Here is a 13,588-nt window from a genome sequence, read left to right as displayed (position 1 = left end):
TTCAGAATTTACACCTCAACTCTATTCCTGCCTGTACCGGACGTCCTTTCTGCAAGAACCCATTACTCATACTTTCAAAATAGAAAGCGGCGTAATCTTTATCCAGCATATTTTTCACCCAAAGAGCGATGGCGCCATTGCCTTTTTCAAAAGATACTCTTCCGTTCAATGTTCCATAGAAAGACTGGCTGACGGTATTTCCTTCTGTCCAGTAGATGCGCCCTGCACCTGTATAGTTGGCATTCAGCTGGATACGGTCTAACCAATGTCCCGGATTGATACGGAAGATATACTGTCCTCCCACAGTCAATGTGTGTTTGGGAACAAAAGGTACATAATTATCATTGTAGCTGATTTCCTGAAGTTTTCCGTTTACACGGGCATTGGTTACATAGTCTTTGAAGGTGGCATACGTATATCCGTAGTTGGCGTTTACCGTGAAATCTGTGGTTACGGCAATGGCAAGAGAAATCTCGGCTCCCAGGCTACGGCTCTTTCCTGCATTTACCGTTTCACGCCCCAATCCGCTTTCTCCGGCAAAGCGCGAAATTTGCTGGTCGCGTGTCTCCAACCAGAAGAGAGCGGCATCAGTACGCAAACGGTTATTAAAAAGGTTCAGGTGAGTTCCTATTTCGTAGTTCCAGGTTTGCTCAGGTTTGTATTCCGTTGCCGAGCGTGCATCCGGATTTTCTCCTGCATCGGGAAAATATCCGTCAACCAGTTCTTTGAACCGGTCCGGTACATGAGGCATGATTTCATCTTTAGACTGTTTCATCATGTCATTCTTCAAACTCGATTGTAACAAGTCAGAGAACATCTGGATATTATATCCTCCTGAGCGGTAGCCCTTACTGACCGTAGCATACACATTTCCCAAATTATTTTTGAAATCATATTGCAAGGCGAATTTCGGCAACAATTGCAGGTAATCTTTTTCGATAGAACCCTGATAACGTGACTGTACGGTCAGGGCGGTTTCGGGCATCATTGGTATCTCTCTGATAACCTGACCGTTTTGCACCATTTCACCTTTAATACCTACCGTATATCCCATTGCCGTTCCCGAATTATAATCCATCCTCATCTTCTCATAATCCAGACGCAACCCGGCTGTGAACGACAAGCCTTTCAATCTGAACAAATCCCTGAAAGTAGACTGATGGAATAATGCACCGTTCATCAACGGCGTATCGAAATCGCCGTTGATAGGCAGATTGTCCCCATTAATCTGTAAAGACGGCAAAATGTTCATGTTCATTCCCGGTCCCATGGGAACTTCTATCTTAGAAGGTATCACGCTGCCCAGCATACGGTCCAGCATGTTCATTCCACCTTCTCTGAAGGTTACGGGAGCACTTGTGTTCAGCCATTGATAGAAACCGAAAACACCCGTTGCCCATTGCCAGCGACGGTTACCTTTACTTTTCATGACAATTTCTTCACTCAGTGTGTGGATACGCTGTTTCTGTTCCAGCGTATAAATATCTTCTGCCGTGAAGTCCTGGTCAATGAACATGCGGTCTTTCAGAAACTGATAACCCGTTACGGCACTCAGCGTAAAGTTGCATGCCTGATATTCCAGGTTTAACCCCGCATTCATCAAGTTCCGGTAATAACTGCTTTCCTGATTGTTGGAGATGGTACCGATATAGGGTTTCAACTCCTCCTTTTGAACGGCAGGATTTACGCTACCTGTGTAGATATAAGGATATCCCCCTTGGTCGCTATATTCGTAACTGATATTAAGATCCGCTTTCCAGTTTTCCGCCGGCAGGTAGATACCACGGAAGCGTCCGCCGGCAGATTGTCCTTTGTCTACCTTCTTATTGTTCAGAAAGGCATTACGGAAAAAACCTCCCGTATAGTCATAAAAACCTCCTGTGGAGAAAGCGAACCGTTCAGAGGTACGATGATAGTGTGTCACCGATGCATTGTAAGCATTATGCGTGGCTGCTCCCATACGTAAGTCCGTACCTTGATAACTGAATGGCGATTTAGTATGAATTTTTATCAGCCCTCCCATTGCGTTGCGTCCGTACAGTGTACCTTGCGGGCCACGCAATACATCGATACGTTCGATATCGGAATAATTGAAATCGAAAGCAGACTTGTCAATGTAGGGGATATTGTCTACATACAGTCCGATCGAAGGCGTGTTGATACGTGAACCGATACCACGGATGTAAACCGCCGAAGTCAGCCGTGAACCATAATCGGGGATAAACATATTCGGCACAAGTCCCGTCAGGTTCTTGATGGAACCGACCTGCGTGGCTCGCATGTCTTTTTGCGACAGTAGAGTCACGGCAGTAGGCTGTTCACGTAATTTCCTGTTTTCTTTGGGTGCTGCAATGACGAGAACTTCTTCCACGTCTACTACTTTCAGCGTATCCAGGTCTTCCGCCAATACGTTACCGGCAAACAGGACAGTCAGAATTAGGGTAATGATTTTATATGTGTTCATAAACTGGTTTTATTTCGTTTGCAAAGGAAAGCGAAATCTTCAGTCTATGCAATCCTAATTTATGAGGATATTACAATTTATATCCGGTCTGCCTCCACATATCCGTGCATCACGGCATAAATAGTCAAGCCCGATACGGATTTGATGCCCAGTTTTTCTACAATATTCTTACGGTGTGAGATAACGGTGGTTAGGCTGATGTTCAGTTTGTCGGCTATTTCCTTGTTGATGAAACCTTTGGTCAATAACACCAGTACTTCTATTTCGCGTGCGGACAGGTCGTGCTCACTGGCTGCATTGGTGTGGGCATGAGGAGACATGCCCGGGTGGTTACCATCCGGTTGCGTGCCCGGATGTCCATGATGATGCCCGTACTGATGCAATTGGAGGATATCCTTCACCAAACCTTTTTCGTCCTGATAAATATTCAGTGTGGGCACTCCCGACAGTTGAGGCTGATTATTACCTCTTGCCAATACAATTGTTTTTGGCTTGCGGGGTAGAAAGAACACGGTATGTTCAAAATAGATTTGAGAAGAAATAAAATAATGGGCGTACATGTCGGGTGTATCGTCCATCAGCTCGCTGAAAGAGTGGAACACACGAATAGTAGCCATCGGGATAATTTCTTCCAGAAGGTTCTGCAAACCTATACAAGTCAATGTATTGGGAGCGACGATTGCTATTTCGGGAGCTGTCATAAGGATAATTTGTTTGCTACAAAAGTACGGATAATTTTTGTGTTATGATACAGTGGTATTGATATAAAGAGAAAAGTTATTCATTCTTTATTTTTAAATTCCTCTTTGTTAAGTATAAAGTTCCATTTTATTTATGATAATTTTTATACGCTGATTAAGAATATATAAACTTAAGCTTAGAATTATTATTCGCAACTTAAGATTTTATATTCTTAGTCTGCGAATATAGAATTTTATGGATGATGAGAGATTTTGTAAGCCATAACGAAGAAGTTTTTTATGAAAGTAGCGAAAGTTTTCTCTTTATATCGAATACCACAGATAGTCTTATTGAACGATTTTTATATAAACATAGAACTCTGACCGTCTTTTGTTTGTTATTCAGTTTATAATTAACTTAAAACCTTAACGTTATGAAATATGATATAGCCATAATCGGCGGGGGGCCTGCCGGTTATACAGCGGCCGAACGTGCGGCGGCAGGCGGCTTGAAGACTGTTCTGTTTGAAAAGAAGACCATAGGTGGCGTTTGCCTGAATGAAGGGTGTATTCCCACTAAAACATTACTCTATTCTGCCAAGTTGTGGGACAGCATGAAGGGGACTTCCAAATATGGAATATCTCTACCCGATGCTCCTGCCTTTGATATGGAGAAGATTATAGGCCGGAAAGATAAAGTCGTGAAGATGCTGACGGGAGGTGTAAAGATGACGGTCACCTCATACGGTACTGCCGTTGTGGAACAGGAAGCCGTGATTGAGGGCGAGGAAAACGGGCTGTTCCGCATCTCGGCAGGAGGGGAGAGGTATGAAGTGACTTATCTGTTGATATGTACCGGCTCCGATACCGTCATTCCGCCCATCCCGGGACTGGCCGAAACCGATTACTGGACTTCAAAGGAAGCGCTCGAAAGTAAAGTACTTCCTCGGTCGCTCGCCATTGTCGGCGGAGGGGTCATCGGGATGGAGTTTGCTTCTTTCTTTAATAGTATGGGAGTAAAGGTCAGTGTCATCGAGATGATGCCCGAAATTCTGGGGGCAATGGATAAGGAAACCAGTGGAATGCTTCGCTCGGACTACTTGAAACGGGGTGTTGACTTCTACCTGAATACCAAAGTGACCGCAGTCTCCAATACGGGGGTTACTATTGAAAGGGAGGGTAAGACTTCTCGGATAGAAGCCGAAAAGACGTTGATAAGTGTAGGGCGAAAGGCCAATCTGGGACAAGTGGGGCTGGACAGGCTGAACATCGAACTGCTGCATAACGGCGTGAAGGTGGACGAGCATATGCTCACTTCCCATCCCGGGGTATATGCCTGTGGAGATATAACCGGGCGCTCTATGCTGGCACATACGGCTATCCGCGAGAGCGAAGTTGCCATTAACCATATTTTGAATGTGGAAGACCGGATGAACTACGATTGTGTCCCGGGTGTGGTCTATACCAATCCTGAAGTTGCCGGTGTGGGCAAGACGGAGGAGGAACTGAAAGCCGCCGGTGTCAGCTATCATGTGCAGAAACTGCCGATGGTATATTCCGGGCGTTTCGTTGCCGAGAATGAAGGAGCGAATGGTCTTTGTAAATTGATACTGGATGACGGTGACCATATCATAGGTTGTCATCTGCTGGGCAATCCGGCGTCGGAACTCATTGTGATAGCGGGCATTGCCGTGCAGCATGGTTATACGGTAGAGGAATTCCAGAAGAGCGTATTCCCGCATCCCACGGTGGGCGAGATTTTCCACGAAACACTCTTTGCGTAATGTTCTGCATAGACAACCGTTGTACGGATGTCCATTTTCATCTGGCAGCAGAGGAATATCTTTTGAAACAGAAACGGGATAACTTTTTCATGCTTTGGCAATCTGCGCCTTCGGTGGTGATAGGGAAACATCAAAGTGTACAGGCAGAGGTCGATGAAGAGTATCTCCGGCAGAATGGTATTGCGTTGGCTCGTCGTTTCTCGGGTGGTGGTGCGGTCTATCATGATGAAGGGAATATCAATCTCAGCTTTATCGAAACCGTGGAGCGTCCAGACTTTGAATATTACCTGCAACGGACAGTCGATTTCCTTGAAACGATGGGGATTGATGCTTATGCCGATAAGCGGATGGGGATTTATGTGGGTGGACGGAAGATATCGGGCAGTGCTCAGTGCATCCATAAGAACCGTGTAATGTATCATTGTACTTTGCTGTATTCCACAGACTTGAATAAACTGAATGCTGCCTTGCGTGGAAACTCGGAGGAGGAAAACTGGTTGCCGGGTTCTCGGAAGAAGGTACATGCCGTGCCTTCCGTGCCGAGCGAGGTGACTAATCTCAGCGGACTACTGTCTCCTGCCATGTCCATCAAGCGTTTCATGCGGTTGTTGCTCCATTCGTTTCTGGAGGAAGCGGGAAATTCGATATATCGCTTTACCGGTGAAGATTTAAAGGCGATAGAGTGTTTAAGGCAGCAGAAGTATGCCGGCGAGGAGTGGATATTCAATAAGGTGATATTAAGTTTTACTTAAGTTAAAACCTTATTTATTAAATGTTTGTTTATATGAGAGTGGGACTGAAACCTAAAACTTAACGATATGTCAAGATTTGAAATAAAGATGCCCAAGTTGGGCGAAAGTATAACCGAAGGGACTATTATTTCCTGGTCGGTACAAGTGGGAGACGTCATCAAAGAGGATGATGTGCTGTTTGAAGTAAATACTGCCAAAGTCAGCGCCGAGATACCGTCCCCGGTAGCTGGAAAGATGGTGGAAATCCTGTTTAAGGAAGGTGATACGGTAGCTGTCGGTACGGTGGTTGCTGTGGTGGATATTGGCGGGGAAGAAGAGGAAATTGCGGAAGAAGTATCTGCCGGGGTATCTGCTGCGGATACGGTTACATCTACATCTGCTGTTGGATCCGTTTCCGCTTCTGTTTCCGGGCAACCGGTGGCTAAGGCTGTGAAGTCTGATGATGAACGCTGGTATTCTCCTGTTGTCCTTCAGTTGGCTCGCGAGGCAAAAATTCAGAAAGAAGAACTGGATACTGTTCCCGGAACGGGATATCAGGGGCGGTTGAGCAAGAAAGACATCAAACGGTATATCGTGCAAAAACAGCAAGGTACTGCCGGTGCTTCTGCTTCGAAACCGCAATCTGCTCCTCAACCTGTTTCAGAAACCGTATCATCATCTGCTGCACAGCAAAGTCCCGTAGCTCCTAATGATCCGTCGGTAGAGGTGAAAGAAATGGATCGTGTTCGCCGGATGATTGCCGACCACATGGTGATGTCCAAACATACCTCTCCACACGTTACTACGCTGGTTGAGGTGGATATGACCAGACTGGTGAAATGGCGCGAAGAGCATAAAGAAGCTTTCCGGAAACGCGAAGGGGTGAAGCTGACCTACATGCCTGCCATCACCGAAGCTACGGCGAAAGCGCTGGTTGCTTATCCGCAGGTGAATGTGTCGGTAGAAGGGTATAATATCCTTTATAAGAAGCATGTCAACATCGGTATTGCCGTGACGCAGAATGACGGTAACCTGATAGTTCCGGTGGTACATGATGCAGACCGGCTGAACCTGAACGGATTGGCAATCTCCATTGACGGGCTTGCCGGCAAAGCCCGTATCAACAAATTGATGCCGGACGATATCTCCGGAGGTACGTTTACGATCACCAACTTCGGTACGTTCAAGTCTTTGTTCGGTACGCCTATCATCAACCAGCCGCAAGTGGCGATTTTGGGAGTAGGGGTGATTGAGAAAAAACCGGCGGTTATCGAGACTCCCGAGGGGGATGTGATAGCTATCCGCCACAAGATGTATCTGTCTTTGTCTTACGACCACCGGGTGGTGGATGGTTCGTTGGGAGGAAAATTCCTCTACTTCATTAAAGAGTACCTTGAAAACTGGAAAGAATAAACATTAAAACAATCACATCATGAAGAAATATGATATAAAGACCACGGATGTGGAAACCCTGAAGAAGTGGTATTACCTGATGACTTTGGGGCGTGCACTGGACGAAAAGGCCCCATCTTATTTGTTACAATCCCTGGGCTGGTCTTATCATGCTCCTTATGCCGGACACGATGGTATCCAGCTGGCTATGGGGCAGATATTTACTAAAGGCGAAGATTTCCTCTTCCCTTATTACCGTGATATGCTGACGGCTCTTTCTGCCGGAATGACTGTGGAAGAACTGATATTGAACGGTATTTCTAAGGCTACTGACCCAGGTAGTGGTGGACGGCATATGTCCAACCATTTTGCGAAACCCGAATGGCATATCGAGAACATATCTTCGGCTACGGGGACACACGATCTGCATGCGGCCGGTGTGGCACGTGCCATGGTTTACTATGGTCACAAGGGGGTGGTTATTACTTCGCACGGCGAGTCGGCTTCTTCCGAAGGATTTGTGTATGAAGCGGTCAATGGTGCCAGTCTGGAACGACTACCGGTAATCTTTGTCTGGCAAGATAATGGTTACGGCATTTCTGTCCCGAAGAAAGATCAGACGGCTGCACGTAAGGTTGCCGACAATTTCTCGGGCTTCAAGAATTTGAAAATCATTCACTGCAACGGCAAGGATGTGTTCGATTCGATGAATGCCATGACAGAAGCCAAAGAGTATGCGTTGCTCAATCGCAATCCGGTCATTGTACATGCCAACTGTGTCCGTATCGGTTCGCACTCTAATTCGGACAAACATACCTTGTACCGGGATGAGGGAGAATTGGCATACGTGAAGGCAGCTGATCCATTGATGAAGTTTCGCCGGATGTTGTTGCGCTACAAACGTCTTACTGAAGAGGAATTGAAAACGATAGAAGAAAAAGCCAGAAAAGACTTGTCTGCTGCAAACCGTAAAGCGCTTGCTGCGCCGGATCCTGACCCGAAAACCATTTTTGACTATGTACTTCCCGAACCGTATGAGCCCAGGAAGTATAAGGATGGAACGCACAACGAGACGGAGGGTGAGAAGAAGTTCTTGGTGAACGCTATCAATGAGACGTTGAAAGCGGAGTTCCGTCATAATCCGGATACCTTTATCTGGGGGCAGGATGTTGCCAATAAGGATAAGGGGGGCGTGTTCAATGTGACGAAAGGCATGCAACAGGAGTTTGGGGAAGCCCGTGTGTTCAGTGCGCCTATCGCTGAGGATTATATCGTGGGAACAGCAAACGGCATGAGCCGTTACGACCCCAAAATACGTGTAGTGATAGAGGGCGCGGAGTTTGCCGATTACTTTTGGCCTGCTGTGGAGCAATATGTGGAGTGTACGCATGAGTATTGGCGCAGTAATGGTAAGTTCGTTCCGAATGTGACTTTGCGCCTGGCTTCCGGTGGGTATATCGGTGGCGGTTTGTATCACTCGCAAAATATCGAGGGAGCTTTGGCCACTTTGCCCGGTGCAAGGATTGTGTGTCCGTCTTTTGCCGATGATGCTGCGGGATTGTTACGTACAAGTATGCGCTCGCGTGGATTTACTTTGTTCCTTGAGCCGAAGGCATTGTATAACTCGGTAGATGCGGCAACCGTCGTTCCCGAAGACTTTGAAGTCCCCTTTGGAAAGGCACGCATCCGCCGGGAAGGTTCCGACTTGAGTATCATTACTTATGGTAATACTACCCATTTCTGCCTGAATGTGGCGGAACGCTTGGAGAAAGAGGGCAGATGGAGTGTGGAAGTCATCGATATACGTTCTTTGATACCGCTGGATAAGGAGACAATTTACGAGTCGGTGAAAAAGACAAGTAAGGCGTTGGTGGTACACGAGGATAAGGTGTTTGCCGGTTTTGGCGGCGAGATTGCTGCAAGTATCGGTTCCGATTTGTTCAAGTATCTGGATGCGCCGGTTCAGCGGGTTGGGGCTACCTTTACCCCGGTGGGTTTCCACCCGGTATTGGAACGTGCCATTCTGCCGGATGGAGACAAGATTTATGAAGCTGCTAAAAAGTTATTGGAATTCTAATAACTATAAAAAAGTAAACAGTATGAAGAAGATAGGATTGTTTTATTCGGCTAATGCCGTGAAAACTTCACAGATAGCGAAAAAAATCCGCGAGACGTTCGGTGCGGAGAATATGGATATAATTCCGGTAGAGAAAGCGTGGGGAAACGACTTCGAAGCGTATGAAGACTTGATAATCGGTGTATCTACTTGGTTTGACGGTGAATTGCCGACTTATTGGGACGAGTTGATACCCGAACTGGAGGCGCTGGACTTGAAAGGAAAGAAGGTCGCTCTGTTCGGATTGGGCGATCAGGTGAATTATCCCGATAATTTTGCTGATGGTTTAGGTATCTTGGGAGAAGCCTTCGAGAAAGCGGGGGCTGTTCTCGTAGGCTTTACTCCTACGGATGATTATTCTTTCAATCAGTCCAGGGCTCTGCGCGACGGCAAATGGTGCGGACTGGTGATTGATATCGAGAACCAGTCGAAGATGACTGATAGACGTATTAAGGAGTGGTGCGTACTATTAAAGAAAGAGTTCTAAATCATGTAAGCTTTAACAGCTTCCGCACATCGTTCTCCATCGATACCTGCTGATACAATACCTCCGGCGTATCCTGCTCCCTCTCCACAAGGGAACAGACCTTTCAGCCGGATGTGTTGCAAGGTTTCTTTATCTCGCAGTATGCGGACTGGGGCGGAAGTCCTTGTCTCTACTCCTATCAGGATTGCCTCGTTTGTCAGAAAACCGTGACTGTACTTTCCGAATTGCTGGAAACCTTTACTTAACCGGTTAGCTATGAATGACGGCATCCAGAAGTGCAAGGGAGAAGAAACCAGCCCCGGTGCGTATGAACTCTCAGGGAGATCGTAACTAAGTTTTTTTTGGGTGAAATCAGTCATTCGTTGTGCGGGTGCCGTTTGTTTCATATTGCCTTGCTGCCAACAAAGACGTTCCAGGGCCTCCTGGAAGAACATCATGTTTAATTGGGCATTGAGAATGGAAGATTGGGAATGTACTGTGCTTTCATGCTGCATAGTTAATTCCTTGTTGTCAATTTTTAATTCTTGGTCATTTAAGTCCTCCGGACGGAGTTCCACTACCATTCCTGAGTTACTCCAACGGGAACCGCGGCTACTGGGACTCATGCCGTTGACTACAATTTGCTGTGGACCGCTGGCGGCAGGAACTACGAAACCACCCGGACACATACAGAAGCTGTATACACCTCGTCCGTCTACTTGGTTTACGAAACTGTATTCAGCGGCAGGCAGGTATTTGCCCCGTCCGTTGCGATTGTGATATTGTATCCGGTCTATCAGATCGGCGGGATGTTCCAAACGGACCCCCACGGCAATCCCTTTGGCTTCAATCTCTACTTGGTTGGTGGCCAACCAGCGATAAACGTCTCTGGCAGAATGGCCGGTTGCCAGGACAACGGGGCCAAGGATGGTTTTTCCGGTATTGGTTTCGATGCCTTTCACTTCGTCGCCTTCAATGATCAAAGCATCCATACGGGTCTCGAAGTGTACCTCTCCGCCACATTCGATGATTGTATTCCGCATGTTTTCAATGACACGCGGCAATTTATCTGTACCTATATGTGGATGGGCGTCTACGAGTATGGCAGTTGAGGCGCCATGTTGGCAGAATACGTTCAGTATCTTGTCCACATTTCCGCGCTTTTTGCTGCGGGTATAAAGCTTTCCGTCTGAATAGGCTCCGGCGCCACCTTCTCCGAAACTGTAGTTGGATTCCGGGTTCACGGTTTGTTCTCGTCCGATCAGGGCAAGGTCTTTTTTACGGTCACGCACATTCTTACCCCGCTCCACGATGACAGGACGCAGGCCAAGTTCGATAAGCCGCAATGCGGCAAACAGTCCTCCGGGACCGGCACCTACTATTATGACTTGTGGTTTTCTTTCCACATTATTATATATAATAGGTTGGTATTCGTTTTCTTTCGGCAGTTCATTGATGTAAGCACGTACGCTAAGATTAACGAAGATGGTTCGTTGGCGTGCATCGATACTCCGCTTCAGTATACGTGTTGCGGTAATAGCCTGTAAATTTAATCCTTTTTCCAAAACGAGATATTCTTTCAGGCGTTGTTCGTTTGCCGCTATTTCGGGCAATACACGGAGTTGGTATTCTTGTATCATAGTTCTTTGTCTTTAGAGATAAAAATCATCCGAATAGTGTTCTGAATGCTTCTTCTACTTTCCGCACCGGTACTAACTCTATTTTTAATTTTGCGCTATTCAGCCCTTGTAAATTATACTTCGGTAATATAAACCGCTTGAAGCCGAGTTTTTCCGCTTCACCGATACGTTGTTCAATGCGGTTTACCGGACGGATTTCTCCTGAAAGGCCGATTTCTCCTGCCATACATATTTCCGGTTCTATTGCCGCATCCATATTACTCGATAAGATAGCACTGATGACGGCAAGGTCGATGGCGGGATCATTTACTTTCAATCCTCCGGCAATATTGAGAAATACGTCTTTTTGTGCAAGCTTAAAACCTACACGCTTTTCCAGTACAGCCAGTAACATGTTCATTCGACGGATATCGAAACCGGTGGCAGAACGTTGCGGGTTGCCGTATACTGCACTGCTGACCAGTGCCTGCGTTTCGATGAGGAATGGGCGGATGCCTTCAATAGCGGAAGCTATAGCTACGCCGCTCATACCTTCATGGTCTTGACTTAATAGAAGTTCGGATGGATTACTTACTTGTCGCAATCCGTCTTGTCGCATTTCATAAATACCCAGTTCCGCAGTACTTCCAAAGCGGTTCTTGATACTGCGCAGAATGCGGTACATGTAATGTTGGTCGCCTTCGAACTGAAGAACAGTATCGACAATATGTTCCAGTACTTTAGGGCCGGCAATACTACCTTCTTTATTGATATGTCCGATTAAAATGACCGGTATATGCGTCTCTTTGGCAAAACGGAGAATAGAGGCGGAGCATTCCCTGACCTGGGCAATACTGCCCGGAGAAGATTCGAGCGTTTCAGTGGAAATAGTCTGGATGGAGTCAATGATAACCAAGTCTGGATGTGTATTTTTGATATGCACATAAATCTGTTCGAGGGATGTTTCACAGACAATGAGACAGTCACTGGAGGTGTTTGTCAGGCGATCGGCGCGCAATTTAAGCTGGCGGGCACTTTCTTCACCGGATATATAGAGAATACGTTTTTCAGGAATATGAAGTACGGTTTGTAGTACTAAAGTCGACTTTCCAATACCCGGTTCACCACCAATCAGTACCAAAGAACCTTGTACCAATCCGCCACCCAGTACGCGGTTCAGTTCAGCGTCATGCAGATTGATACGCGGTTCTTCATCAGCTATGATTTCATTGAATGTTACAGGCTTTGGTTTAACTGTTTCTATACCCGATATGGGGCGTTTGGTTACTATCTCTTTTCGTACAATCTCTTCTACATATGTGTTCCACTCTCCACATGACGGGCATTTGCCTATCCATTTGGGAGATTCTTGTCCGCAATTACTGCACACATAAACCGTCTTTTCTTTAGCCATAGTTGAGTATCCATTGAATAATGATTGCCAAAGGTACGATTTTTCATAGCAGAGGGTACGAAGAATGGAAAGAAACTTTTTGAAAAGAAGCTCATGCGGGGAAATGTAACAAAGTTCTCTTGGAACTTATGAGCTTAAGGGTTGGAAACTTGGCATAAGGAATATGCCGATAATGTTTTTCTTTAAGATTATTCTTCATAGGCTTTTGATTTATTCAAATATCTAATGCATTTAGAACTTTAAGGCGGTACAAATATATTAAGATCAGTTAAATAATGAAAGGAAAATAAACATATTCTTACTGTATTTATATTATTTAACTATTTAAAAAGATTTGGATATAAATATATATACTTTATTTTTCTTGTAATATATCTATGAAATATACAAAAATATCGGTATATATCTCTTGTTTGTCGATAAATATATCTTTTATATATGAAATATTTAATAAATAGTCCGTAGATATATTCTTTGTTATAGAAATACATATGCCGATGGACAGTAGTATCAGTCTTATAGAATATTAATTATTTTAGCATATATTTTCATTGAGATGATAATTATATAGTTGATACATTATAGCCTGTATTTCTTCACTACGAACCTATATTGACTGAATTACCGTTCTCCTTTATAAAGTCCAATCGGATACTCGATTTATACCCGAATGTAATATCATAAATAAAGTATTCTTGTGAAGTAACTATATTCAATGTATCATCGTATGTAAGAGGAAGAATGCATGAATATCTGATAGAAAAGATAAAATAAGTTTATAAGTTCCAAGAGAACTTAAATGTCTTCTCTTTCCTTGAGATGATTATTTTATGGAATGAAGAGCTTTCTTACTGTGAAAAATAAATCTTTTCTTAAAACATGTGTTTAATTTAATGTAACAGACCTAAAATGAATTTACGAA

General features: G+C 45.2%; 9 protein-coding genes. 5 read left to right on the top strand and 4 right to left on the bottom strand.

All coding sequences use genetic code 11. The annotated features are described in order from the left end of the window. Position 1: 1 nt before the first annotated feature. The gene (locus C1A09_RS15380) at positions 2-2,464 is read right to left on the bottom strand and encodes a TonB-dependent receptor (protein WP_101546008.1); all 2,463 of its coding nucleotides are present in this window, start codon (positions 2,462-2,464) and stop codon (positions 2-4) included. Positions 2,465-2,541: 77 nt separating this feature from the next. Further along, positions 2,542-3,165, bottom strand: a complete 624-nt coding sequence (locus C1A09_RS15375; RefSeq protein WP_101546006.1) for a response regulator transcription factor — start codon at positions 3,163-3,165, stop codon at positions 2,542-2,544. A gap of 413 nt (positions 3,166-3,578) precedes the next feature. On the opposite strand from C1A09_RS15375, the gene lpdA reads away from it, so the two are divergent. The 5 genes from lpdA to C1A09_RS15350 all read left to right on the top strand — a co-directional run bounded on the left by lpdA (position 3,579) and on the right by C1A09_RS15350 (position 9,654). Further along, positions 3,579-4,928: a dihydrolipoyl dehydrogenase gene (gene lpdA / locus C1A09_RS15370; protein WP_101546003.1), complete on the top strand. Its 1,350-nt coding sequence runs from the start codon at positions 3,579-3,581 to the stop codon at positions 4,926-4,928. Further along, positions 4,928-5,680, top strand: coding sequence for a lipoate--protein ligase family protein (locus C1A09_RS15365; RefSeq protein WP_101546001.1), 753 nt, complete (start codon positions 4,928-4,930; stop codon positions 5,678-5,680). Before lpdA ends, C1A09_RS15365 begins: the two co-directional genes overlap by 1 nt. 66 nt (positions 5,681-5,746) lie before the next feature. Then, complete coding sequence (locus tag C1A09_RS15360; protein WP_101545999.1) at positions 5,747-7,072, top strand: dihydrolipoamide acetyltransferase family protein; 1,326 nt, start codon at positions 5,747-5,749, stop codon at positions 7,070-7,072. Positions 7,073-7,091: 19 nt separating this feature from the next. After that, positions 7,092-9,128 carry an alpha-ketoacid dehydrogenase subunit alpha/beta gene (locus tag C1A09_RS15355; protein WP_101545997.1) on the top strand — a complete coding sequence of 679 codons (2,037 nt, stop codon included), beginning with the start codon at positions 7,092-7,094 and terminating at the stop codon, positions 9,126-9,128. Between the two features lie 22 nt (positions 9,129-9,150). After that, positions 9,151-9,654 (top strand): flavodoxin, encoded by a 504-nt coding sequence (locus C1A09_RS15350; protein ID WP_101546083.1) that lies wholly within the window; start codon positions 9,151-9,153, stop codon positions 9,652-9,654. Here the strand turns inward: C1A09_RS15350 and C1A09_RS15345 are convergent. Together C1A09_RS15345 and radA are read right to left on the bottom strand one after the other, a co-directional pair. Beyond that, positions 9,651-11,273 carry an NAD(P)/FAD-dependent oxidoreductase gene (locus C1A09_RS15345; protein ID WP_101545995.1) on the bottom strand — a complete coding sequence of 541 codons (1,623 nt, stop codon included), beginning with the start codon at positions 11,271-11,273 and terminating at the stop codon, positions 9,651-9,653. The genes C1A09_RS15350 and C1A09_RS15345 overlap by 4 nt on opposite strands. A 25-nt stretch (positions 11,274-11,298) precedes the next feature. Next, a complete protein-coding gene (gene radA, locus C1A09_RS15340) occupies positions 11,299-12,666 on the bottom strand; it encodes a DNA repair protein RadA (protein ID WP_101545993.1) in 1,368 nt (455 codons plus the stop codon). Positions 12,667-13,588: the final 922 nt, after the last annotated feature.

Origin of the sequence: Bacteroides cutis (genome assembly GCF_900241005.1) — a bacterium.
Taxonomy (GTDB): domain Bacteria; phylum Bacteroidota; class Bacteroidia; order Bacteroidales; family Bacteroidaceae; genus Bacteroides; species Bacteroides cutis.
This window is presented reverse-complemented; position numbering and strand designations above follow the sequence as displayed.